Origin of the sequence: Chlamydia sp. 17-3921, from assembly GCF_902705545.1 — a bacterium.
GTDB lineage: Bacteria > Chlamydiota > Chlamydiia > Chlamydiales > Chlamydiaceae > Chlamydia.
In genome coordinates this window covers 15,284-40,333 of sequence record NZ_CACSHH010000009.1, presented here as the reverse complement: position 1 = coordinate 40,333, position 25,050 = coordinate 15,284, and the positions used below count along the sequence as shown (strand labels likewise).

Here is a 25,050-nt window from a genome sequence, read left to right as displayed (position 1 = left end):
ACCTATAAAGCGATCTTCTATTCCCGAAATTGTATCTTACAAGGGCATTAAGAAAAAGAAGTGGGTTCCTCTTCTTGGGAAGGGTCTACATGCTTTGAAGATACATTAAACGGAGAAATTGCCAAGGAACACGTTGGAGGGAACGGGGTAAGAACAGCGTATTTCTCTGTATCTTGCTGTACTTGTCTTAACGAGCAGTGTTGGACATACTCAGAGGACAGGTTTTTCCAAATACGAATACGAATTTTAGCAAGATACGCAAGGATAGCTCCCAAAAAACATAAGGCCAATCCCACTCCTGCAACAACAACGGGGATCGCCCACTGATCTAACCAACCTAAAGGGCTTACTATCAATCCTAAAGCAAGACTTCCAAGAAAGCAAATTCCACCTGCAACAAAACTTAATAAAGAGCAAATATCAAAATTTCGAACTCGAGAACAGACTTCTAGCATATTTTGGCATACAACTGTAGCGTTCTGATCTTTAGACTCTAGGGCCCACAAAGAGGTAATAGGACCATAGGGGCCTAAACCTTGGATACGATGTCTCTTACAGCGAAGAACCTTAAGGATCTCTGTAGAGGTCCCTTGACTATCTACAACCACAACATCCACAAAACAGGGACTTACGACCTCTGAACACAAAGAACAGTAGAAATGCCTCCCTTTATATTCGGCACGATTTCCTATTCCAGGATAACATGGAAAAGAACCGAGCATAGCAAGCAGTCTCCATAAAATTCACAACAGGATATCACAAATTCTAAAGAAGATCAAACACGATCCTTTTCTTCAAAAGTTGAATTCTATCAACCAAAAAATTGATTTAACACAAATACATTCAGAAAATTTGAAAAGAAATACATTGGGTAGAAATATCAAAAACAACAAACTAAAGTTCGTAAATTTTAAAAAAGATTTTCTGTAGAATTTTGCCTACAGAAAAATCTGTTCAACTGTTTCTAAAATTAGAAGTACAGGCTGGATAATTTTTTACTCTAGGGGTGCTACTAAAAACCACTTCTTCTGAAGTGAGGCAAACGTACCATCTTCCTTTAATTCCTGTAAAATTTTCCGAATATCTTCTACAAGTTCTGGGCGATCTTTAGCAATTCCGATACCATTACCTTGAGACCAAAATTTTTCAGGAAGAGGAAGCTTTGTAGCAAACAGCTCAGGGAACTCTTTAAGAGCAAGACATGCAACGGAAGACTCCAATACGCCAACAGGAGATTTATTATAGTGTACTTCCATCAAAATCTCTAAAGCTGTATCGAAAGAGCGAACACGAACTCCAGGTAAGGAAAATAAAAACTCCTCATGAAATGTTCCTGTCTGCACAGCAACTGAAGAATGTTGAGAAAGAGAAAGAGTTGGATTGGAATGTTTTGATACTAGGATAAGCTCGCGTACTTCTTCTCCATTATCATAAGGAATCATATGAATTTCTTTTTGTCTGTCTGGAGTTATAGACATTCCTGCAAGGATAGCATCTATACGATGTTGCTTCAAATTCAGGATAAGAGCATCAAAAGCAAACTCTTTAACCTCAAGATTTTTCCCTAATTTCTTGCTCAAAGCTTGAGCTAGGTCTATATCAAATCCGATAACTTTGCCATTTTTATCAATAGATTCGTAAGGAGGGTAGGTAGCATTCGTACCGACAATCCATGTAGCGTTTCGATCTACAGAAGAGCTACAACCAAATAAACCTAGAAGACTTAGCACACAAAAACACTTGAGAAATAGCTTTATTAACTTCATCTAAACAGCGTACTCTAAAGTTGACATTGGAGGGCAGTGTATCTAAAATAGAGAAACTATCCAACTCAAAAAAATTAGACAGTAGCTTTTGACGTCTAAGAAAAACTTGAGAACAAACTCTGCTTTGTGAAACTTATGACAGGACCTGCAGCTCCCGCCCCCTGCCCACCACCTGGGAGTAATAATAAGTACCACCTCACTACAAATCCTAAAGATTCTCTAATTGTTAGAGTGTTGCGTGTCATTGGGTATATTCTCTTACACATCATTACACTAGGTATTTTACTTCTTATCCATTATTACAGGAATCACATCATTCGGGAAAAAGGCCTCCCTCCAGCTCCCATACCTAAGGCCCCAACAATTGAAACCTTAACAATTGCTCAAAAACCTCCTATTCCTGAAGATCCTAAGGAAACTCCCCCTAAAGACCAGCCTCCAAAGGAGGAACCGCCGAAAAAACCTCAGCCAAAGCAAAAACCTCCTTTTCGGCCTATTATTTATACCCTTCCTAACGTCCCAAACATGCCGTCCCATATTATTCCTGGATCTATAGAAGCCATGGTATGGCAATATTCTCGAGGTTTTGCTCCTGAAGCGGCTTTATTTACCCTTCCAGGACAACGTGATATCAATCCTAACTTTGTTGCTTCCTATCCGATGCCAATTTGTGAAGACCCTTTAATTCCTTTTAGACATCTCATCACACTACTCCCTCCAAGAGATCCTTCTATCCCAGCATATCTACACCCCTATATCGATCAAATTCGTTATCTAAATGAGAATTACTATATTGTTGATGTCCCAGGAGATGGAACATGTTTCTATCATGCCTATGCTGTAGGCTGGCTTTGTTCTTTGTATGAGTCTCAAACAACTCGCCCTCGAGCATTTTCTGAAGAAGCCAATCTTATTTTACAACATCCTTTTGCATCATCATCAGAAGAAGCGAATCAACTTTCTCATAAAGTGGCAGATCTTTTACACTCCTGCACAACTTGTCCAACATTACAACAACTCTTTGATAGCATTCTTCTTTCTCAAGAGTGTACCCAGATTCTAGTTTCATATTTACAAAAAATAGCCACTCATGCCGTAAGACAACAAATAAACATTTTAGGAGAAGAAAATGCTAGAGCAGCCTTTGTTGCTGATATTGAGGAAGCTCTACTTCCTCAAGCAATGCAATTTCTTGGGAGGCAAAGGCCAACAACACCTTTCCTACAGAATGTTATTTTTCAACCATCTATGCCATTGACATCGGCTTCCGATCAACTAACGTTACTTTTAGAATATTTGCCCTGGATTTTTTTAACTCAAGAAGAGACGTCCAAGCTTTCGCCTCAAGAACAAGATAATCAAAATCTTTTAAAACAAATTTTACATGAGCTACTCAACAATCTTGATCTGGCTTTGAATACTTCGAATTCGAAATTGCTTGGAACACAGTTTAAAAAAAATGTACTAGACAAGCTCTCTGTAGAAGAATACAGCCATTTCACACGCTTTTTAGAATGTATTCAAAAGCGTCACTCAAAAGAATTTCCTTATTCTCAAATTTTATTGTTTTTAGCGTGCATAAACACAAGCCCAACACTTAAAACTAATGTTTTTATACAAAATTTTCTTTCCATTGCAGAAGAAGAGATTAGAAAAACCGTAGGCTTTCAAGCAACTTTAGCAGAAGTTTTAAATCTTAATAGACAACACACTTCACTATTAGAGAACACTTTAAATCGCTGTTGGGAGCAAAAACTCACAGCAGAACTTGTGATTTCTTTTCTTTCTATGCATGATAGTTTAGAATGTGCTCATCTCATCCCAAACTTAGAAAAACTTTTTAAACGTATTGCATTACTACTTAAAAAAGGTCTCAAAACAGCTTTTGAAGCTGGCGGCACTCTTCAACATCGCTTGGAATTCTTAAAACAAAATGTTGAAGAGCTTACTGCACTTTTATTTGTAAGTGATGAATGGCAACAGCAATTTGCAGAGTTTTGCAATTTCTCTAGTCTTAAAATATCATCCGACACAACACTTCCAGCAATGAAAGACACTCTTTACACTCGTGGAATGCAACTCTTTTTCTTTATTTTACAACACCCTCACTTTCTCTCTAATCCTCTAACAAAAAAGGCTGCTCAAAATATAAAGTCTCTTCTTATGCCGTATCTACAATATGGGTTAAAAAAATCAGAAAATCTTTCAGTATTACAAAGTCTAGCTACAGCAATTTTAGGGACAGCGACTCTCTCTCCGCCTCTACCCGATGAGAACGAAAGTGAAGTAATGAAAAAAACTGCTCATCTTTGTGGTTACTTTGCAACTCGTCCGGATGTTGCAATTCTTCATCCAGATCTTCAAGAGAAACTTTTTCTTTTTTCTCATAAAGTTTTCTCTGATAACTCACCTCTAACTATGGAAGCAAAAAGGCTCCAAGAAGAACTTGCTCTTGCTTACCCTCAATTATGGCAAAGTTTTATTTCTCATTTAAATATTCTTGGCTATCAAGGAACAAAGCACCCTCAACTCACTCCTCCAGATCAAGATTCTTTCGTAAAAAAACTTCCCCTTGGACAACTTCTCTTTAGCTTCCTACTAAATTATCCTGAGGTTCGTTCTGGAAATTCTTCTTTAGAACAACAGCTTCAAACTTACTATGACAACGCTTCTAAAGCTTTCAAACTAGAGTTACAACATTTTGCTCCACTGCTATTACCATCACTCAAAGAAATGCTTCCACATTTAACAAAATTCATACAATTCAAAGAAACAATGATATCAGCTTTAGTTCGTAAACCTGAAGGACTTGATCATGAGGCAACAGCAGCTTTTAGAGAGAGCTTTCTTGCTTATCTTCGTTCTTTTAGTGCGGCACAACTCCAAGATCTTCTAGATGCTATCAAACAACAAGCAGAAAGTGCTCACGTTGCTGGGTTAACAAGTGCTTTACATAAGCCGGCATTATGTCAAACACTGTATGATCCAACAGCAGTTCAAGGGACAGCAAACCATGGCTTCCTTTCTGCAGGGTTTGCGAGTGAAGCCGAAGCAAAAATTATCCTAATTCGTTTTCCGAATCACTACGGCTGTCTACTTCGCAAGCCTAGAAAACCTCGTATGTAAAACAATAAAGTATCGTAGAACAAGAATTTTTTGAGGAGTTTTACCTATTCTAAATTTCACTTATCCCCTACCGCATTCTCTAAAACAGCATCCTGAAGACGTACGCCATGTAGCTCTTTCTCCCGAAGTTTCTCTAGGAGACGGTTCTCCGATTCTTATTGCTGGTCCTTGTACTTTGGAAAGTTACGAACACGCAGTCTCTTCAGGATTGGCAGTAAAGCAAGCTGGAGCAACAGTGCTACGAGGATCTATTAAGAAACCAAGAACAAGTCCTTACACATTTCAAGGATGGCAAAAAGAATGTGTACTTTGGCATAAAGAGGCTCAGCGTATCCATGGTCTTCTAACAGAAACAGAGGTTCTTGATATCCGCGATGTGGAGATTACTGCAGAAAATGTCGACATATTGAGAATTGGTGCAAGAAATATGCAAAACTTCCCTCTTCTACAAGAAGTTAGCCTAGCCCATCGTCCGGTAATTCTTAAGCGCCATCCTTCTGCAACTCTCGAGGAATGGCTTTCTGCTGCCGAGTATCTTTTGCTTTCATCTTCTTGTCCAGGAGTGATCCTCTGCGAACGAGGAATCCGCACATTTGAAAGTTCGACTCGCTATACCCTAGATCTTAATACTTTAGTTCTGCTTAAGGAGATCTCTTCATTACCGGTAATTGTGGATCCTTCTCATGCAGCGGGGAAAAGCTCATTAGTTCTCCCTCTTGCTGCTGCAGCTCTTGCTGCAGGAGCGGACGGCCTTATGATTGAAGTACACCATAATCCTGAATCGGCTCTTTGTGATGGGAATCAACACGTAACTCCAGAAAAATTAGAACAGCTCTCGTGGCAATTACCAAATTTAAGATTTCTACAAACACCTTCGATTCGAGAGCATTCTAAAATCTCTCTTAGAAATTAAAAATTCTATTGCCGATAAAATCTCTTTTTAACTATTTGAAAATCAATTGGAAAGACAAAAACAGTCTTTTCCTGGAGGTTTATGGTAAAACAAGCGTGTAAATATTATATCTTACAATGCCTACTTTATGCTTTATATTGGCTTATTCACTATAGTAGAAAGATTTTAAAAGGCATTCTTAATCACTCTGATGAAACGTTCCATCAGGCACTGCTCTCTTCTCTTATCGATCTTCTATCACAGCTTAAGCAGTTCCCAGTTCCGATTCTCGAATAACGGCATCTATTCACTTCATCTCACTCTTTATGTGAGATGAAGTCTCTTTCTTGCTTTTGCTGATACCTAATCCAAAAAATACAAAGGCTCTCCACACAAAGAAATGCGAATAAAGAACATAGCCAAGAAAAAAGATCTCCAAAATTCCTTATAGAAAAATAGCAGGTAAGCGCATAGCTTATTCCTCCGGAAAGAACTGCTGCCCATCCAGAAGCAGAGCTAGGTTGGTAATGAAAAAGCAAAGAAAAACCAATCGGGACAGAAAGACAGCAAACAGAAAGGCTGTAACTTAAAATCAGGACATCCACAATATTGGTAAAGCCTATAGCAACAAGAGGGGCTGCCGCTGCTAGTCCTAAAACAAGATAGCGATAGTGGGCAACACGCATCATTGGGATTTCTTCACTAATAAGCTGCGCCAAAGCACTGATTAAAGAATCAGCTGTAGAGAGAATTGCCACTCCAACAGCGGCAGCCATAATTGCTGCAAAGGAGGGACCACAAAAATACGTTACTGTATCAATTAAAGGACACGATCCCAAAATTCCAGCTTTAGCTCCTAAAGTTCCTAAAAATAAAGGAATAAAATTAAATGCCAGAATAACACAACCTGCAGAGATCGCAGCAATTTGCAAATTTTTAGGAGAAGAGGCGGCGACACATCTCTGGACCATATCTTGCTCTATAAGCATAAAAAGCATGGGCATAAAAACCCAACTTGAAAGCTTAGCAAAAGATAAAGGCTGAAATTTCTGGACAACTTCTATAACTTGAGGAGCACAAGACCAAACAGCATAACCACAAGCAATTACAGCAGCAAGAAGAAATAATGCTTGAATTACATCAGTTCTTACAACACCTCGGAATCCTCCTGTAGAGGTGTAGCATCCTAAAATGATCCAAAATAGTGTTGCAAAAACTTTTCCATATGGGAAAGCGCCGAACAGCTTATCTAAGGCGACTACTTGAGCAACAAGAATAAAAAATAAAGACAATGCAGATAAAATAAAGGCAATTTTTCGAAGAGTTTTGGAACCATAAACTTCTTGGAAAATTGCTATGACAGTCACTAAAGATCCTGAGGCTAGTTTTCTTCCTGGCCCTATGCCTAAAAAAATCAGTCCTAAAGCAACACCAAGAGGATAAAGGACAACTCCATAGCCATAACAAAAAGCTTCTTCTGCTGCCCCGAGCAATACTCCACCTCCAATTTGAGTTGCTATGAAAGTCATCATTAAAGGGAAAGTCTTTAAACTTCTTCCTGCAAGGAAATAACTTTCTCGATCACGTATCCCAGAGCACCCCTTACGCCCAATATAAAGACAAAATGCTTGAATTCCTAATAAACAAAATAAAAATAATGAAAAATTCATACCTAAAATCCTATTACCAACTAAAAAATTTACAGCTTTTAACTCAAATTTTTTGAGATTTACAAATGTATATAAAAGAAATTAGGGATGAAGGTAACGCCCAGAATGGCGAAAACTTAAAGAGAATAGAGAATCACAAAGATTCCAGTATAGGGCTTTATTTTTCATGACACAAAGATCATAGAACTTTGTTTTTTTTTCAACCATAAAAAACTTTTTAGAATGAAATTCATTTGTTATAGAATAAATAAAAAATTAAAAAGTTTATTATCATGATTTTTAAAACTTTTAAAAAACCCGCTTCCTATTTATTAAAAAAATTCATTTATAATGGAATTTGTATTTTAGACGAGCTATTGAAAATGATCCAAGAATACTGCAAAAAAGAAACTTCTAAAGAAAAGCAAGAAGAGCTCCTAGACTCTTTAATTAACGCTCTAAGAAACTACAAACAACGAGTTACAGAAACAAAATCTTCAAAGCATGATCAAGAAGAGTTGACAGAAGACATACTTGATGATAACCAAGACAAAAAAATGTAATCACTTAAAACTCTTCTATTTATAAAGAGCAAACAATGCCCCTGCAGCTGCACTCCGCAGCGAAGGGGTTTCTTTAAAACAGCACTCTAAGAGAAAAGGAAGAGCTTCAAAATTTTCTGAAAAAGCGATTCCTTCAATTATAGCAAGTTTATCTTGCCAACGACTTTTAGAAAAAAAATTAAGAAGAGTTTGCAGAGATTCAAAGTCTTTCTTCTGACAAAATTCTGCTAAAGCCCCCTCAAATTGTGCAGCAAAAGAAACATCTGAAATAAAAGATTCTGATGTCTGTTCGTCCCCTTCTTCCCAGAAAATACTAGAAAAAAAACTCCATCCCTGTTGCTGCCCTATAAGAAATTTTGTTGCTATAGCTTTTGCCTGGCTGTAATGAGAAACTATTAATAAATGCATAAGCTTTCTCCCAATCTCTCGTTTCATCATATCAGCATAATGAGGAAGAGTTTCAATTTGTAGATTGCATTGAGTTTCCCAAAGAAAATGTTTTATAGCCCAACACATCTCGGGATTTTCAAGATAGTCTGCTATAATTTTCCCTGAGGTTTCAATATCCTCACGACTTACAAGAAGTAGTACAGCAAGATTTGCAGAAGCTTTCCTTGAAATAACGGAAGAGACATGGTCCTTTGCTAAAGGTATCCCATGGACTCCTAAAGAGCATACAGCTACAGAAGCAGCTTCACAAGCTGTAGAAGATGGAGATTGTAACCCTTCAACAAGAAGTCTGCATCCTAAAGGATCCTTTGATAAATATAAAAATGCAGCAGCTTGTAATTGCACTTTGGGAAAAGGAGAACTTATTGCTAAATTTCGGACACTTTGAATAAATTCAGAATCAAAAGAAATCTCACGACGACAAGCTAAAGCCGCGAGAAGAACTGCTTCCTGCACTTCAGGATGTGAAATAGAAATCAATGTAGAAAATTCTTCACTATTTTTCGGGTAATCTTGATGACGAAGCATCTCGCAAATGAATAAAGCTTGGTCTATGTTCTCTTGAAATACATATTTTTCCAAAGGTTGAGATGTTAACCTTAATAAAGCTCTCAATGCTTCTCTTCGTTCTTCTCCATCAAGAAAGCCATTTGTTGCTTGAGTTCTCAACCAAGAAGCTAAACTATCAATATGCAAAAGAGCCGCAATTTTGTATGCAGTCATGCGTACGTGGACAGAATCATCATTCCTAGCTAAAAATTCTATTGCTCGCTTAAGATTTTCAGAACCATACTGCAAAGACATTTGTAAAGATAAAGCACGAACAATAGCGCTGTCATCATGAAATCCTTGCAAAAGAATATGCTCTAAACGAAAGTCCCTAGCAAGGCCTGTAGAAAGAATACTCATAGCACGCACTGTTACTGAGGGATGCTTTATTCCAGAGCTAATGATCTCTAACCCTAAATCTTCAATAATATCTCGATTTTTTGATAATTCTGGATAGCGCTGACAACAAGAACGAAAACTAGAACTCCATAAATCAAGATCTTTCTGTTGTGCAAAAGCCTTTAACATCCATCTAGCTTGTGCCAAAGAATAGTGTCCTGAAGAGAGTAAGCGAAGACTTTCTTGAGAAGCTTGAAAGACATCCTGTGTCAACAAGCATTGGAGCAATGTTTCATTTCCCCAAATAAAGGATCCAAAACAATAGAAAAATACTAAGCAATAGCCCCTAAAGAGCGTCCGCCCAAAAGATGTATATGCAGATGGAATACGGTTTGTCCTCCAGAAGCACCATTATTAATTACAATACGATAGCCATCAGTAATATTAAATTCTTTAGCTAATTGTTGTATGATTTTTCCAGCTTCAGCAAGAAGAATAAGATCTTCTTCGACAATATTTTGAAACTTTTCAATATGCTTTTTAGGAATGATTAGTAGATGTACAGGAGCTAAAGGAAAGCGATCTTTGATCACTATGAAATTTTCATTTTCGAAAACTTTTTCACTATCAATTTCTCCATCAATAATCTTTTCAAAAATAGTTGTCACACTATACCTCTCTTTTCTAAAGTCACTTGTAAAGCCCTTCGACAGCTTTCTTGATTTGTCCAAACAGAAAGGAAAAGACCTTTATGACAAAATACCGCGCCAGGAATTTGCGATACTTTAGACAATTCTTCTCCAAGAAGTCCTGCCCAACTTTTAGGAAAAGGGATTCGTACTTCCATGCGTCGATCTAAGTTTGGGGGGATACCACGTAAAATCCATTGATCACAAGAAGGGAAGCACACAAAAGCTGCAGGATGAGAAGCTCCTCCCAAAAAAAAGAAATTTTCTTGCCAAGCAAGAGGGTGATCGAAAAATAAACATAGCCTCTCCTTTTCCATAGCATCTCTAACGATTTCTCGGCATGCACGATCATAACGAAACTTCTCTCTCAAACGACGCAAGAAATCCATAGTGAAATGCAAGGCTATAAAGAAATCTTTTTTAGAGTTTTCTTCTTCTTTAGGATTATAAATTTTGATGATGTCGGAGAAAGAGCAAAAACCCTCTGCTGAGAAAAATCTTCCATTATCTTGATCATCTACACCACGAATTAGGGTGTTATTGAGAAAATGATATTCTTCAGAATCGAGAGCCCCTATCTGTTGAAGATAATGTAAAACCATACCTGCACTACTCCACGGCCCTACATAAGATAGCTGATGATGATCAAAGCGTTTATCTTTTAAAGAATAAATTCCTCCGACATCACAAACATACTCACATTTCTCCAGCTCTTTGGGATTACGAGAACGAATAATTTTTTCTTCATCTACAAGATCAAAGATAATCAGGAGAGCACACGCAGTAACCTCATCAGCATGAAAAGAACCATCGTGAGTACCTACACTCCTCAGAATTTGCATATTTCCCATCCCTCTTAAAAACCTTCCATTGTATTCAGAGAAAAATAATTCTCAATCGCAAAGACAATTCTTTCCATTTTCTTAAAAAGATTTTTTCTCTAAAACAAAACCTTTATTTCTAAATAGCAGGTCCATGGGTCATTTAATTCATTCTCATCATGACGCTATCTCTCCAGATGGCTATCTATGCTCTCCTTTAAAGATGCTTTCACAAAATCTCTATGAAGGAGAAGCTAAAATTCAAAATATTCCCGAGTACTTTTTAGGCTTTCACTTACCCCAATACTGCCTACAACTTAATCTAAAAAGTTCATTAGCACAATTAGGTATCGAAGCCCTTATGCTCAATTGCGAATTAGATAAAAACCGCAGAGAAGCTCAAATACAACTACACTTTTACAGTAAAGATCCTGTAGCAACGGCAATGTTAAGTCTCTTAGAACCAGGAAGCTTCTTTGGAAAATTGTTCGCTGCAGATGATCGTCGGCTTGTGCGACTTCCTTGCTACCTAGAAAGAATGCTCAATTATCAAGATAGAGATGGTTCTCCTCTCCTTCGTTTTGGGAAGAAATTAGAAAATCTTATAACGTTTGATGTTATTGATAACAGGCTTGTAGCATCCCTACCGACTTTGCCAGGAATTGTAACTTACGAACAAACAATTTATGGCTTCTTACCCTTCATTAGCAAAGCCTTAAGTCGTCCAGGTCTACAAGTAAGAAAATTCCTTTCTTTATATCAACATCATCAAAATCAAAAAAAAATTCCTCAAGCACAAAAAATTCTCTTAATTAAAACAGAACCCTTACATATTCGCACAGTCTTTGCTCGTGTTGTTCAAGATCTTTTACCTAAAGGATTAAATCATACTGCTGCAAATATTCTCGAACCAACAACTCAAGAATCTGGAGATATCTATGAATTTTATGGTGATGCTTCTGAGTCTATAGAAAGAATTCCTTTAGAATTTTTTACTATTGAACCCTATAAAGAATACTCTTTTTTCTCCCATCGTGACCTTCTTCAAACCTCTTTAGACTCTGAAGAAGAAGTCTTCAAAATTTTCCACTCTGCTCCTGAAGGAAAAGAAAAAACTGCAACATTTATATCAAAAGGCAGTGAAATTTCTAATTTGCAACCAAGCTCATGGCTTGTATCTACAAATACCTCTATACTCAATGACAATGATCCCAAGCTCATTGAAAAATGTATCCAACAAGAGCCTTATTATCCTTTTTTAGAAGCCATGGAAACAGGAAAAATCACTAGTCAAGGAGTACTTTTCTCTCGTTATTTTCCTTCATCATGGCTTAAAGGAATGTTTTTATCTTATTATGTCGCCGATTCTCTAAAACGCATTTACTTTCAATTTCCCTCTTATTCTCATGGCATTTATTTTTCTCAAAGAGATCGAAGTTTTCTTTTAGATCTCGATCTTTCTGGAATTTCTGTTTTCTGGGTCGATTTGAACTCTCGAAGTGTCCTACAATACATTAAGCGTAGGAACAAAGATGTGGGAATGTTTGTGCCTCCACATCAAATAGAAAAATTCCAAAAGGCCTACTTCATTGGAATACATGGTTCCAGCATTCTTTTTGGAAATTCTGAGCAACTTCTTCGTGAACTACTTCAAGGAATACAAGCTCTTTCTCAAAAATATCGCCTTCCTAATCTTCCTGAGAATGCTTCTCTTGCCATAATGACTGGGGGAGGAACTGGTGTTATGACTTTGAGTAATCGCATAGCAAAGGAGCTCTCTCTACTTTCTTGTGGCAATCTTGCCAGCATAGAATATACCTCAGAGCTTGCAGAAAGTACAAATTCTTATGTAGAAGCAAAAATGACTTACCGTTTAGATTCTCTATTTGAACGTCAAGCAGATTTTCACGTAGATTTAGCTATATTTCTTTTAGGTGGAGTAGGAACAGATTTTGAATTAGCTCTCGAACTTGTCAGTTTAAAAACCAAGAAAAAAGCTCCTGTTCCAGTATTTCTTATTGGTCCTGAGGATTATTGGACAGAAAAAATCTCATCATTATACAAAATTAATATTGCTGGAGGGACAATTCAGGGTTCCGAATGGATCTACAACTGTCTCTTCTGCATTTCTTCTGCAGAAGCAGGAATTCGTGTTTTTCATGACTATCTCTTACAAACCCTTCCTATAGGACCAGAATATCCTCCCCCAGAAAAAGGATTTACTGTTGTTTAGAAACCATAAGACATGCGAAAGCCATAGTAGTTACACTGCTCTCGAACAAATTGTCCTTCTTTAGAGAACCCTTGATGATACTCTAAAAAAGCTCGAATTTTTCTTCCAATGTCTTGGAATTTTGCCCATTCCATTCCAACAATATAAGTCTGATCTATACCGAATCGGTGTTCTTCCCAACAACGAAAATGCATGGCAAAAATAGGCTGAGCATGCAGGTTGCCTTCTCTTAAACCAAAAGGACGAATTTCTGCTCCCCATTCACAATAAAAAGGTCGCTCCGGAAAAGATAAATCACGACTTACAATATAACCACATCCTCCATATAAGCGAATGTGTGGTGTGTAGCGCCAAGAAGCAAAAAAGTCGACTCCTTCATCACTTAAGTTGAATCTAGGGAAAGCAGGATGAGTCAAGATAAACTCATCTCCAAGATGAGAAGAAAGATGCCATAAGCGAAAACGAAAACTCCACTTATTTACAGCACATCCCAAAACTCCAGAAATAAAAAAATCAGAATTTACCATACAAGATTCGGGATGATCTAAATCAAAGACTGAAAAAACCCCTCCCTGTAAACCAATATCAAGATCCCCATGAAATCGTGAAAGATCAAAAAGACGAAGGAAAATAAAATCCCCACCAAAAATTGCAGATCCTACACGATTTCCTATAACCTTTTCATTAAACCGAATGCCGGCGCTATTGGTCACCTGCCGAGGATCAGCAATAAGTGGAGAAAATAGTATAGTATTTTGAGGAAGCCAAATGCCTTCTTTTCCACAAATAATGTGGGTTCCCAAAGTTTTTTCCTTAGGAAGAAGAGGAGTTGTTGTTGAAGAATATTGACAAAAACAGGCCTGAGGACAATCGCAGATCTCAACAACAGAAACAAAGGGTAAGTCTTTAATAAAATTTACAATAGTATTAGAAAGAACAGCGTCAGATGGTAAAGAAAATAAATGCGCAGTTCGATCTTCGATAAGAACTTGAACACAGCTGTCAAGAAAATGCATGTCAAGCAAAGCTTGAGTGTAACCTGTTAAATAACAGCCATTTCCATCTCCCCAAAGATTTTTTGGTAGTTGCTCAGAACGCAAGGCAGCTTTATCTTGATATTCGCACTCAAGACAAGAAGACCCATCAAGATATAGAGGGAAAAACATCCCCATCCAATAAAACAGGCCACACAAACAATAACGAAATTGAAAAACTTTTTCCATGACATTGATAACCTATAGAAAAGAAAGTATTTATTCTGCAATAGTTCAAAACTCTCTAAAACAATTTCCATGGAATGAAAGTATTTTCGTATCTAGAAAATTTTTTGAAAAACCTGAAAATCTAGAAAAATAATAAATGGCTATAAAAAAAGCTGAGCCTTTCTTAAGATGTTTGACCGTCCGGTTATGACTTACAAAGGGAACTTTCGATGGAAAGAAATCCTTATTTTTCTAATTTATCTCCTCATTATTTTTTTTCTGGCATTAACAATAAACTTCGATGTTTTTGTAAAGAAAATCCAGAAATTGAGATTGCAGATCTCTCTGTTGGAAACACAAGTTACCCTATAAACTCATGCATCTCATCAGCAATAGAAAACAGTATTAAAAAACAAAGTTTTTTTAAAAGTTATCAAGGTTATGGTCCTGAAGCGGGACTTCCTATTCTTAGAGAAAAGATTTCTACTCTCATATACAAAGGCATTATCTCTTCCGAAGAAATCACAATTACGGATGGAGCTAAAAACGATATCTTCCGTTTATTTTCTTTATTTGGTCCTGGAAAAACTTTAGCTTTACAAGATCCGACATATCCTGCTTATCTCGATATAGCTCGTCTTACAGGAATCAAAAAAATAATAACTCTCCCCAGTACAAAAGAAACTCAGTTCATTCCTGAGCTCCCCAAAAATCACGCTATAGATATTCTCTGCCTCTGTTTTCCAAATAATCCGACAGGGGTTATGGCTACACATGAAGAACTTCAAGCCTTTGTTGACTATGCTCAGGTCCATAATGCTGTTATTTTATTCGATGCAGCCTACAGTACCTTCATTACAGATCCACAATTACCTAAAAGTATTTTCGAAATTCCCGGAGCGAAATCCTGTGCTATAGAAGTTGGATCGTTTTCTAAACCTCTAGGATTTACAGGGATGCGCTTAGGCTGGAGTGTCGTCCCAAAAGAATTATGTTATAATGACGGACAACCTATCCTTCCAGATTGGCAGCGACTCGTTTCAACAGTATTTAATGGAGCTTCTCTACCTATCCAAGAAGGAGGCTATGTGGGCCTTGATTTTTTCTCCTCTTCGGAGGCTATTTCTCACTATCAACGTCAAAGTTTACAACTTTGTAAAGCTCTTAGCAAAGCGGGATTTCATATTTATGGAGGGAAGCATGCCCCATATATTTGGGTAGAAATTCCTAAAGGAATCTCTGATGATGAAGTCTTTGACTTTTTCTTAAATCAGTACCATATTGCCGTAACACCAGGTTATGCTTTTGGCAACTATGGAAAAGGCTTTATTCGCCTTTCGGCACTTGCTAAACCCCAAGATATTGCTAAGGCTTGCCAACAACTCACCCTAACGTCTTTTTCTGCTAATATGGTACTTTCATAATGATTTTGCGTAAAATTACTCAGTATTTGTTTTTTTTCTGCCTTATAAGTTCTTTCCTTTCCGTTGTTATTAGTGGATACTCAGAAAGAACAGTATCTCCAAAAATAGCGATTTTTCATTCTTTTTCTCATCCTCTTTTGAAAGACTGTAGCCAAAGTTGTATAGATACTCTAAAAAATTTTGGAAATCTCCCAGAAATTATCACAGTAAATGCCGAAGATAGCATCATAAAAGCACGGAAAACTGCGCGTTTCCTACATACTGATAAAAATATTGTTGCAGTCATTACTTTAGGAACCTTAGCAACAAAAGTTATGAGTAGTATCGAAACTAAAAAGCCTGTTATTTATGCTGCAGTACCAAATGAAGAGACTCTGATGATCCCAAAGAATCAAGCTAATATTCATGGGATCAATGACAATTTAGACGTAAATCAATACTGTTTTGCAATACAAGCTGTCACAACAAATACTGGATCCGTAGTGTACTTAAAACCCTTTGATCCTTTCCCTTCAAGGGTACAACAGGAAATGATTAAAAGACTTATTGCTTCAGGAATAGAAGTTATTGAGATCCCCATTACAAATAGCACTCTAAAAACACGAGTCCGTCAAGCTATAGATAAGCGTCCTTCTGCGATTTTCATTCCTCTTTCACCTATTTCTCATAAAGAGGGTTTATCATTTCTTCAGGACATCCTTAAAGAAAAAATTCCTATTATTACGGATGATCTTTCTCTCATTCCAGAAGGAGCTTGTATAGCTTGTGGTGTGGATTATAAGAAATCAGGAAAACTCGTAGCACAACTCGTACATCATCTCCTCTATAATCTTCAAGATTCCGAAACTCTACGTAAAATCATTACGGAGCCGTTATCTCAAATGACAACATTCAACGAAGATGTAATTAAAAAGCTTGGAGTAAAAATCAACAAGGCAGAAAGAAAGCAGTTTCGATCTATCATTTTCAAAGATAGAAAGGCAACGACAAAGTCTGAAGGAGAAAGCAATGCTGCCGCTGCTTAATTCATCCAAGAAAGTAATGTTTCTTGAACTTTTTTTGGTAAAAGAATTTTTTTATTCTTAGAAGTTTCTCCAGAGATTAAAGTGACATCTCGTTTGGGAAGAGATAGGGCTTTAGCCAATAAAGTTATAACAGCTTCATTAGCCTTGCCTTTTTCTGGAGCCTCTGTAACACGAATCTTTAAAACTTCTCCCTGAAAGCCCACTATCTTACTTTCTTTAGCTTTGGGAAAGACTTTAACTTCTATAATCCAAAACTCATCTTCCAACAACCTACTCCCTATAGAGCTTAAGCTGACCACTAGACTCTTGCAACCATTGAGCTAGAGTATGTAAACAAATTCTTGAAGCCCAGTGATACTTTAATACTCCCTGAGCAAAACCTGGTCCTGCGATATCGTAGTTTTCTTCATTAAAAACACTCTCCAAGCGACAACGATCAAGATTTATAAAGGGTTGACTGCTAACAAATAGTATCCTTTCAGAAAAAGCTCCTTGATAAGAACGGAAAAGCTTTAGTGTATCCCAACGAGAAGCACATTCTCCATTTGAAGGTTCTGCAAGTAAAAAAATTACTTTTATGCTAGAATCTCTCCAAGCTCGAGGTAAAGCCATCTGAGCCCAAATAAATTTCGCTATTTCTTCTTCAGAAGAAGGCACTTTTTGAGTTGTTTCATTTTCCCAATTGTTCTCAGAAGGAAAGGGGTTATAGCGAGAATCAAAAAAATGCTCTCGAGATTCTATAGTTGGATAACAATTTCGCTTCCCACAAAGAAAAATAATTTTATGAAACCTCACCCCACGTTGCCACTCTCGAATAAGAAAATCTAAACGCTGACGAAGCGCAGGAAGAGGTCCACCAAAAATTACGGCACAGTCGTAAGTGGCTGCATATGAAGGCACAGCCTGCGTCATACGAAGTAGTGAAAAGTCATTATAAAAAGCGTGTTCATCTTTCAATTGACATACTGGAGCAATATCTCCAGAAATACGTTCTTCGGACGAAAGCATCCACGACTCTGTGGCTTCCACTAAATCTTCGGAAGAATTTGCTTCGGGAAGACCACAAACATCCAGAATACGATTAACAATGGAAACATAATCAAAAGGAGAAGAACAGTAAGATTTTTTTAAGAAGCAGCATCTCGTAGAAATGAGAGCCAACCCTACTATACATGCCGCCGTCATCCATTTCTTCATCGTATTCATATAAAGATGTTCTCCTTAATCTACAACTTGACGCCACCATACAAAAGGATTTTAAAAAAGACAATAGTCAAGAGAGAGAATAATAGCCGCTTTAACTCTTAAGCCCTTCTAAAAATTTCTTATCTCCCACGTTCAAATGCAACATATAGCTTAATTTCTTTTACTGGGATCTTCTTGGGTTTCCGAAGATCCTTCATCTGGACGACGAATTTTATCTTCTTCTGTTAGGTCTGATCTATCAGAAACACTTTTTTTGGATCCTTTTTGAACATGAGTAAAAGTTTCACCAGAGGCAGCATCGGGATTCACAACTCCAGCCATAGGCCTAGGACCTCCGGAAATTAATCCCAAACGCTTTAGTAAAAAGAAGAAAGAAAGAACAAGCCGATCATACAACCGATTTAGAAGTTGAAGCAGACGACTCAAAGCCTTGAAGATTTGATCTAATATTCGATTACATGCACTCGGAGACCTTATTTCATCTAACCTCATCTCTAAATTAGTTATATCTGAATCTGAAGGAACTGGAGCCTCTTCCAAAGTAACCTTCATTTTTTCAGCCTGTCTCTTGAGTCCAGGCAATAGACCTCTATTACCTATTTCCCAACTACCATCAATGTAAATAAGACCCAGTTTTTCTAAGCGCTCAAGAGATTGTCCACTATCTTGATATATGGTATCCAATTCGCCTGGAGAACGATTTCCTAAAATCTTCCTAAGACTATCTAACTCTTCCATAGACTTACCTAGAACATCTAGGCAATTCTCCATAACTTCTAACAAAGCTCTATGAGTGTTGGCTGCATACCGAAGACCCGCGATATATTCTGGAGCATGAGCTCTAGGAAAAGCACCAGCCTCTAATTCTTGCTCTCTACTCTGCATTAATATGTTAAATTCGTTACAAAAACCAGTAGACAAACTATGTGAATCCTTGAGGACAATATAAATTTCTTCAGCACCTTTCTCAGCTTGTTCTAACTGTTCTTTTGAAAGATCAACATCATTCTCTCCAGAAGTCACTTGTTGCACCATAGACTGGAGTTCTTCTGGAGAAATTACAGAAGACATTGCAGATCCCAATTGACCACTCTTTTCTGATAATGCTTTTGCACGTTGATCTAATAATTTCTGGACATTAGGAGAGGGAAGAAGAATAGGGGGTTGTTGAACTGCAGGAGCTTCATCAGCAGCTCCTGTGGATTCATTAGGATTTGGCTCCCCAGCTGGTGGAGGGTTTGGATTGGGATTGATAGCTGACATATTGTTTTACTGAAATAAAATTTATTAGAAACTAATTCAATTTTAACAACAAATAATTTTTATTTCTAAGCACGTTTAACTCTTTTATTTAAAAAATAAACAAATTGATAAATAATCTTTGTCAAAAAATACACGCAAATCATTGATATAGAAACTCCCCTATGTTAAGATCGCCTCTAAAAAGCGTTTACACATCAAGATCTCCCAGCTCAAAATTAACAACCCATGAGAACCTCTCAACTTTTTTACAAGACTTCAAAAAATATAAAAAAAGATGCCTCTGTTCTCTCTAACGAGCTTCTAGAAAAAGCGGGGTATCTCTGGAAAACAGGAAAAGGGGTTTATACATACACCCCCCTTCTTTGGCGCGTTGTTTTAAAATTCATAGAGATTATTCGTGAAGAACTTAACTCTATTGGAGGACAAGAGCTTCTGCTTCCTTTACTACATCCTGCAGAGTACTGGCTACAAACAGGACGTTGGCAAGCTTTTGCTTCGGAAAATCTCCTTTATCACCTTACAGACCGCGAAGGGAAAGAACACTGTTTAGCTCCAACTCAGGAAGAAATCATCAGTGCCTTATTAGCACAATGGTTATCAGGAAGAAAGCAGCTCCCCATCCACCTTTATCAGATAGCAACAAAGTTTCGAGATGAAATCCGCCCAAGATTCGGGCTCATTCGCTCTCGTGAACTTTTAATGGAAGATAGCTATACTTTTTCTGAATCTCCAAAGCAAATGGAAGAACAATATGAAAAACTTCGAGATGCTTATCAAAAAATTTTCGATCGCTTAGGGCTAGCCTATGCAATCGTAGAAGCCGATGGAGGAAAAATTGGAAAAGGGAAATCTGAGGAGTTTCAAGTCCTCTGTGCATTAGGAGAAGACACCATTTGCGTCAGCGGAACCTACAGCGCAAACATTGAGACAGCTCCAGCAATTCCACCTCAATACATTTATGATGAAAATCTTCTCCCTATTCAAAAAAAGTCTACCCCAGGTGTGAGAACTATAGAAGCTCTCGGAGATTTCCTTTCCCAACCTCTTTATAAAATCCTGAAAACTCTTGTAGTGAAACTAATTTTCAGTGATCAAGAAAAGTTTGTTGCTATTGGAATCCGTGGTGATCGTCAACTGAATCTCAAAAAAGTCTCTTCTAAATTTCAAGCTGATGATGCTGTTCTTGCTTCCGACGAAGAAATCATAAAACATCTTGGTGTAGAAAAAGGTTTCGTCGGACCTTTAAATTGTCCTCTAAACTTTTTTGCTGACGAAACTCTTCGCCCTATGACAAATTTGATTTGTGCTGGAAATATAAAAGACCTACATTTTATTAATGTAAATTGGGGTAGAGATCTTTCACAACCTGAATACGCAGATTACCTTCTTGCTCAAGAAGGCGACATTTGCCCGTTTCATCCGAATGAGCCCTACCAAACTTTTCAAGGAATAGAAGTTGCTCATATTTTCAACTTAGGAACCCGCTATACAGAAAGTTTTCATGTGACTTTTCAAGATGAAGAGGGAAAAGAACAGATTTGCTGGATGGGAACTTATGGCATCGGTATTGGTAGAACTTTAGCAGCTTGTGTTGAGCAATTAGCCGATGATCGTGGAATTGTTTGGCCAAAAGCTATTGCTCCATTTTCTATAGCTATTTTATTTAACGGAGGAGACTCTGCTTCTGAAGAAGTTGCCAACTCTCTTTACCAGAACCTACAACAACACGGCTTCGAACCTTTGCTTGATGATCGAAATGAAAGACTTGGATTTAAATTAAAAGATAGTGATCTTATCGGCATCCCTTACAAACTTATTTTGGGAAAAACTTTCCAATCTTCAGGAGTACTAGAAATAGAATCTCGATCTGGGGAAAAATTTGCGGTTTCCCCGCAAGACCTACTCCTTTGGAGCCAAAAGCATCTTTCAAGATCTCACAAAATTTCATTTTCCCAATAGGAAAAAGTTAGCACTCCATAATCTTAAGCGCTAAACTTTCTTGACCTCCATCGGACTTTTTTCTATAATGCTCTCAATAGCAGTTGTCTCGTCGGAAAATAGAAATGACTAAATCCTCTGTGTCAAAACGAGATTCGAAAATCCTTTACGTTCTTTTAACAGCAATAGAACTCTATCTAAAAACAGGTCAGCCTGTGGGGTCGAAGACGTTAAAAGAAAGCTTGGGCTCACAGTTAAGCACTGCAACTATAAGAAATTATTTTGCAGAACTAGAAGCTAGTGGCTTCCTTAAAAAAAATCATACTTCTGGAGGACGAATTCCTACGGATCTAGCTTACCGCTATTATATAGATCAATGTGTAAGCAACAAAAATCATGAGATCCCCAATACGATCCTTTCAAGGCTCAACGAGATTCCTGAAGAAAGCCGCAATATCACAAAAGATCTTCAGAAAATAATAGAACTTCTCGGAGAAATTCTTGATCTCCCCGTATTCTTTTCTTCACCTAGATTTGAAAACGACTCGGTTATCAACATACAACTTACTCTTGTAGATGAGCAAAGAGCTGTGGTCATTCTTGCAACAGAATTCGGTCAAATATTTACCGACATCCTATGGCTTCCGGAAGCATTTGAGCCAGAATCCCTAAAACGTATTGAGTTTTTTCTTCAAAATTACCTAAAAAAAATCCCACCAAAAGATTTTCTCTCTGGAAAAGAAGAAGACATCAGCATGACTCTATATAATGAGATCGTTGTTCGCTACCTCATGCGCTATTGTAATTTCAGCGAAGAAGATCTACATCAAACAGGACTTTCAAGACTCCTTAAATACGAAGCCTTTAAAGATTCTGATATGCTTGCTCGAGGACTTTCTCTTTTTGAGAATCGACAGCACATGTGTAAGCTCTTAGAAATCAGTATGCGCAAAGATCAACCAACAGCATTCATAGGAAGAGAACTTTCAGACGTTTTAAGATCTTCCTATTCAGGATGTAGCGTTATCGCTGTTCCTTTTCTTATAAATCGCTCTCCTTTAGGAGCATTCGGAATCCTTGGATCCGAAAACCTTCCTTATAAAGAAATTTTCCCTGTGATGGAGCTATTTGCGAACAGAATCAAAGACAGCTTAACTAGAAGCTTTTATAAATTTAAACTATCCTTTAAACGCCCCTGCTCTACAGATCCTCAACTTTCTAAAGAATCGAGTTTTTTAGCAGGAAGTGCCTCTATAAAATTATTACCCTCTAAGGAGATATCATGACAGAGACCTTGCCCGATCATGAGGAAGAAGAACACAAAATTCCTAATTCTGAAACTGAAATCCAAGACCTTCAACAAGAAATCATAGCTCTAAAAGCTGAATTGCAAGAAAAAAATGATAAATATCTTATGACCCTTGCAGAATCTGAAAACGCTCGAAAGCGCATGCAAAAAGAGCGTCAGGAATTCATGCAATATGCTGTTGAAAATGTCCTTATAGACTTTTTAAATCCTATAGAAAGCATGGAAAAAGCTTTAAATTTTACAACACAGATGTCCGAAGACGTTAAAAACTGGGCTGTAGGTTTTGCTATGATTCTTGGGCAATTAAAACAAATATTCTCAGATAAAGGCGTCACAGAATATTCTTCCTTAGGACAGAAATTCGACCCTTTCTTACATGAAGCCGTAGAAACCCAAGAAACTTCAGAAGCTCCAGAGGGAACCATCCTTGAAGAATTTTCTAAAGGATATAAAATAGGAGACCGCCCTATTCGGGTTGCAAGGGTCAAAGTAGCCAAAGCTTTAACAACTAAAGAAAATCATGAATAAAATAACTCTCTAGATATTAGGTACTCACCATGAACAAAAAATCTAATAAAATTATCGGTATAGACTTAGGAACAACGAACTCCTGCGTATCTGTTATGGAAGGAGGACAGGCTAAAGTTATCGTATCGTCAGAAGGAACAAGAACAACACCTTCAATCGTTGCTTTTAAAGGCCAAGACAAACTCGTTGGTATTCCTGCTAAACGTCAAGCTGTAACTAATCCAGAAAAAACTTTAGGTTCTACAAAACGATTTATCGGAAGAAAATACAGTGAAGTTGCTTCTGAAATTAAAACCGTTCCTTATAAAGTCGTTGCAGGCTCTAAAGGTGATGCTGTGTTCGATGTGGATGGGAAGCAATACACCCCAGAAGAAATCGGTGCACAAATTTTAATGAAAATGAAAGAAACAGCAGAAGCTTACTTAGGTGAAACCGTAACGGAAGCTGTCATTACTGTTCCAGCATATTTCAATGATTCTCAAAGAGCCTCAACAAAAGATGCAGGACGTATAGCGGGTCTCGATGTAAAGCGCATTATCCCTGAGCCAACAGCAGCTGCTCTTGCTTACGGTATCGATAAAGCTGGGGATAAAAAAATAGCTGTCTTTGACCTTGGAGGAGGTACTTTCGATATCTCTATTTTAGAAATTGGAGATGGTGTTTTTGAGGTACTCTCTACAAATGGAGATACCCATCTCGGAGGAGATGACTTTGATGAAGTTATTATCAAATGGATGATAGAAGAATTCCAAAAACAAGAGGGTATTGATCTTAGTAAAGATAATATGGCTCTCCAAAGACTTAAGGATGCCGCAGAGAAGGCTAAAATAGAGCTTTCTGGAGTTTCTTCTACAGAAATTAACCAACCCTTTATCACTATGGACGCTCAAGGGCCAAAACACCTTGCTTTGACTCTAACACGGGCACAATTTGAAAAACTGGCATTTTCTCTTGTTGAAAGAACAAAATCTCCATGCTTAAAAGCATTAAGCGATGCTAAACTCTCTCCTGGAGACATTGATGATGTTCTTCTTGTTGGAGGAATGTCAAGAATGCCCGCAGTACAAGCAGCCGTAAAAGAACTTTTTGGAAAAGAACCAAATAAAGGCGTCAACCCTGATGAAGTCGTTGCTATTGGAGCTGCGATTCAAGGCGGAGTGTTAGGAGGAGAGGTGAAAGATGTTCTTCTTCTCGATGTGATTCCACTTTCCCTAGGTATCGAAACTCTAGGAGGAGTCATGACCCCTCTTGTAGAACGGAATACAACAATTCCTACGCAAAAAAAACAAATATTCTCCACAGCAGCAGATAATCAACCTGCAGTAACCATCGTTGTTCTCCAGGGAGAGCGCCCTATGGCGAAAGACAATAAGGAAATTGGAAGATTTGATCTTACAGATATTCCTCCAGCACCTAGAGGTCATCCTCAAATCGAAGTCGCCTTTGATATTGATGCTAACGGAATTCTTCACGTTTCAGCTAAAGATGTTGCCAGTGGTAAAGAACAAAAAATTCGTATTGAGGCAAGCTCCGGACTAAAAGAAGAAGAAATTGAAAGAATGGTTCGTGAAGCAGAGCTCAATAAGGAAGAAGATAAAAAACGTAAAGAAGCTTCTGAAATTAAAAATGAAGCTGATGGCATGATTTTTAGAGCAGAAAAAGCTCTTGGCGACTACAAAGATCAAATTCCAGAAAGCCTAACTAAAGAGATCCAAGAACGTGTTGAAAAGGTTCGCACAGCTCTTAAAGAAGAAGCTCCTGTTGAACAAATTAAAGCTGCCTCTGAAGATCTTAGTAAACATATGCAAAAAATCGGCGAAGCTATGCAATCTCAATCTGCTTCGGCTGCAGCAGCCTCTGCAGCAAACGCTAAAAACTCAGGCGGACCCAATATCAATACAGAAGATTTAAAAAAACATAGTTTTAGTACAAAACCTCCAGCAGGAGGAGCTGCAAATAATAGCACTTCAACAGAAGAGCATATCGAAGATGCTGATGTCGAAATCATTGATAAAAACGAATAAAAATCCTCATTTCATCCTATCCTTCTTCTCTTGGGGGATAGGAATTTTTTTCCC

22 protein-coding genes are annotated in these 25,050 nt (G+C 37.7%); 11 read left to right on the top strand and 11 right to left on the bottom strand.

Translation table 11 applies throughout. The annotated features are described in order from the left end of the window. Window positions 1–47 precede the first annotated feature (47 nt). Window positions 48–722 (bottom strand): hypothetical protein, encoded by a 675-nt coding sequence (locus tag JMS40_RS02715; RefSeq protein ID WP_236558941.1) that lies wholly within the window; start codon window positions 720–722, stop codon window positions 48–50. A gap of 273 nt (window positions 723–995) precedes the next feature. Beyond that, entirely contained in the window at window positions 996–1,766 is a 771-nt protein-coding gene (locus JMS40_RS02710) for a transporter substrate-binding domain-containing protein (RefSeq protein ID WP_201456739.1), read from the bottom strand. A 135-nt stretch (window positions 1,767–1,901) separates the two neighbouring features. Between JMS40_RS02710 and JMS40_RS02705 the strand changes: the two genes are divergently transcribed. From JMS40_RS02705 to JMS40_RS02695, 3 genes are all read left to right on the top strand, one after another. Next, complete coding sequence (locus JMS40_RS02705) at window positions 1,902–4,892, top strand: hypothetical protein (protein ID WP_236558940.1); 2,991 nt, start codon at window positions 1,902–1,904, stop codon at window positions 4,890–4,892. A 46-nt stretch (window positions 4,893–4,938) separates the two neighbouring features. After that, the gene (gene aroF, locus JMS40_RS02700; RefSeq protein ID WP_201456751.1) at window positions 4,939–5,805 is read left to right on the top strand and encodes a 3-deoxy-7-phosphoheptulonate synthase; all 867 of its coding nucleotides are present in this window, start codon (window positions 4,939–4,941) and stop codon (window positions 5,803–5,805) included. 81 nt (window positions 5,806–5,886) lie between these two features. Continuing rightward, window positions 5,887–6,081: a hypothetical protein gene (locus JMS40_RS02695; protein WP_201456737.1), complete on the top strand. Its 195-nt coding sequence runs from the start codon at window positions 5,887–5,889 to the stop codon at window positions 6,079–6,081. Between the two features lie 20 nt (window positions 6,082–6,101). Here the strand turns inward: JMS40_RS02695 and JMS40_RS02690 are convergent, their stop codons facing one another. Continuing rightward, window positions 6,102–7,454, bottom strand: a complete 1,353-nt coding sequence (locus tag JMS40_RS02690; RefSeq protein ID WP_201456736.1) for a sodium:solute symporter family protein — start codon at window positions 7,452–7,454, stop codon at window positions 6,102–6,104. A gap of 81 nt (window positions 7,455–7,535) precedes the next feature. Continuing rightward, window positions 7,536–7,661: a hypothetical protein gene (locus JMS40_RS04610; RefSeq protein ID WP_255504509.1), complete on the bottom strand. Its 126-nt coding sequence runs from the start codon at window positions 7,659–7,661 to the stop codon at window positions 7,536–7,538. Window positions 7,662–7,816: 155 nt separating this feature from the next. Here JMS40_RS04610 and JMS40_RS02685 point away from each other — a divergent pair, with 155 nt between their 5' ends. After that, window positions 7,817–7,996, top strand: coding sequence for a hypothetical protein (locus JMS40_RS02685; RefSeq protein WP_201456735.1), 180 nt, complete (start codon window positions 7,817–7,819; stop codon window positions 7,994–7,996). A gap of 15 nt (window positions 7,997–8,011) precedes the next feature. On the opposite strand, the gene JMS40_RS02680 is transcribed toward JMS40_RS02685, so the two are convergent. The 3 genes from JMS40_RS02680 to JMS40_RS02670 are packed head-to-tail and all read right to left on the bottom strand — an operon-like array spanning window position 8,012 to window position 10,865. Then, window positions 8,012–9,622 carry a HEAT repeat domain-containing protein gene (locus JMS40_RS02680; RefSeq protein WP_370545324.1) on the bottom strand — a complete coding sequence of 537 codons (1,611 nt, stop codon included), beginning with the start codon at window positions 9,620–9,622 and terminating at the stop codon, window positions 8,012–8,014. 44 nt (window positions 9,623–9,666) lie between these two features. Then, the gene (locus tag JMS40_RS02675; RefSeq protein ID WP_201456734.1) at window positions 9,667–10,002 is read right to left on the bottom strand and encodes a histidine triad nucleotide-binding protein; all 336 of its coding nucleotides are present in this window, start codon (window positions 10,000–10,002) and stop codon (window positions 9,667–9,669) included. Next, complete coding sequence (locus JMS40_RS02670) at window positions 9,999–10,865, bottom strand: MYG1 family protein (RefSeq protein ID WP_201456733.1); 867 nt, start codon at window positions 10,863–10,865, stop codon at window positions 9,999–10,001. Before JMS40_RS02670 ends, JMS40_RS02675 begins: the two co-directional genes overlap by 4 nt. 133 nt (window positions 10,866–10,998) lie before the next feature. On the opposite strand from JMS40_RS02670, the gene JMS40_RS02665 reads away from it, so the two are divergent. After that, window positions 10,999–13,077, top strand: a complete 2,079-nt coding sequence (locus JMS40_RS02665; RefSeq protein ID WP_201456732.1) for an LOG family protein — start codon at window positions 10,999–11,001, stop codon at window positions 13,075–13,077. On the opposite strand, the gene JMS40_RS02660 is transcribed toward JMS40_RS02665, so the two are convergent. Further along, window positions 13,074–14,243, bottom strand: coding sequence for a DUF1207 domain-containing protein (locus JMS40_RS02660; RefSeq protein WP_236558942.1), 1,170 nt, complete (start codon window positions 14,241–14,243; stop codon window positions 13,074–13,076). The two genes, JMS40_RS02665 and JMS40_RS02660, sit on opposite strands and share 4 nt — an antisense overlap. Before the next feature lie 266 nt (window positions 14,244–14,509). On the opposite strand from JMS40_RS02660, the gene JMS40_RS02655 reads away from it, so the two are divergent. Both JMS40_RS02655 and JMS40_RS02650 read left to right on the top strand, forming a co-directional pair. After that, window positions 14,510–15,703, top strand: a complete 1,194-nt coding sequence (locus JMS40_RS02655) for an LL-diaminopimelate aminotransferase (RefSeq protein WP_201456730.1) — start codon at window positions 14,510–14,512, stop codon at window positions 15,701–15,703. Beyond that, window positions 15,703–16,728 (top strand): ABC transporter substrate-binding protein, encoded by a 1,026-nt coding sequence (locus JMS40_RS02650; RefSeq protein ID WP_201456729.1) that lies wholly within the window; start codon window positions 15,703–15,705, stop codon window positions 16,726–16,728. Before JMS40_RS02655 ends, JMS40_RS02650 begins: the two co-directional genes overlap by 1 nt. Here the strand turns inward: JMS40_RS02650 and JMS40_RS02645 are convergent. The 3 genes from JMS40_RS02645 to JMS40_RS02635 all read right to left on the bottom strand — a co-directional run bounded on the left by JMS40_RS02645 (window position 16,725) and on the right by JMS40_RS02635 (window position 19,197). Beyond that, window positions 16,725–16,994, bottom strand: coding sequence for a DUF167 family protein (locus tag JMS40_RS02645; protein WP_201456728.1), 270 nt, complete (start codon window positions 16,992–16,994; stop codon window positions 16,725–16,727). The genes JMS40_RS02650 and JMS40_RS02645 overlap by 4 nt on opposite strands. A gap of 4 nt (window positions 16,995–16,998) precedes the next feature. Beyond that, a complete protein-coding gene (locus JMS40_RS02640) occupies window positions 16,999–17,934 on the bottom strand; it encodes a hypothetical protein (protein ID WP_236558939.1) in 936 nt (311 codons plus the stop codon). Window positions 17,935–18,084: 150 nt separating this feature from the next. Beyond that, a complete protein-coding gene (locus JMS40_RS02635; protein ID WP_201456727.1) occupies window positions 18,085–19,197 on the bottom strand; it encodes a CT392 family protein in 1,113 nt (370 codons plus the stop codon). Between the two features lie 225 nt (window positions 19,198–19,422). Between JMS40_RS02635 and JMS40_RS02630 the strand changes: the two genes are divergently transcribed. The 4 genes from JMS40_RS02630 to dnaK all read left to right on the top strand — a co-directional run bounded on the left by JMS40_RS02630 (window position 19,423) and on the right by dnaK (window position 24,996). Further along, window positions 19,423–21,156: a proline--tRNA ligase gene (locus JMS40_RS02630; RefSeq protein ID WP_201456726.1), complete on the top strand. Its 1,734-nt coding sequence runs from the start codon at window positions 19,423–19,425 to the stop codon at window positions 21,154–21,156. A 104-nt stretch (window positions 21,157–21,260) separates the two neighbouring features. Next, window positions 21,261–22,421: a heat-inducible transcriptional repressor HrcA gene (gene hrcA, locus JMS40_RS02625; protein ID WP_201456725.1), complete on the top strand. Its 1,161-nt coding sequence runs from the start codon at window positions 21,261–21,263 to the stop codon at window positions 22,419–22,421. Beyond that, window positions 22,418–22,972 (top strand): nucleotide exchange factor GrpE, encoded by a 555-nt coding sequence (locus tag JMS40_RS02620; RefSeq protein WP_201456724.1) that lies wholly within the window; start codon window positions 22,418–22,420, stop codon window positions 22,970–22,972. The genes hrcA and JMS40_RS02620 overlap by 4 nt, the downstream gene beginning before the upstream one ends. Window positions 22,973–23,001: 29 nt before the next feature. Next, window positions 23,002–24,996 (top strand): molecular chaperone DnaK, encoded by a 1,995-nt coding sequence (gene dnaK, locus JMS40_RS02615; protein ID WP_201456723.1) that lies wholly within the window; start codon window positions 23,002–23,004, stop codon window positions 24,994–24,996. The last annotated feature ends 54 nt before the right edge of the window (window positions 24,997–25,050 follow it).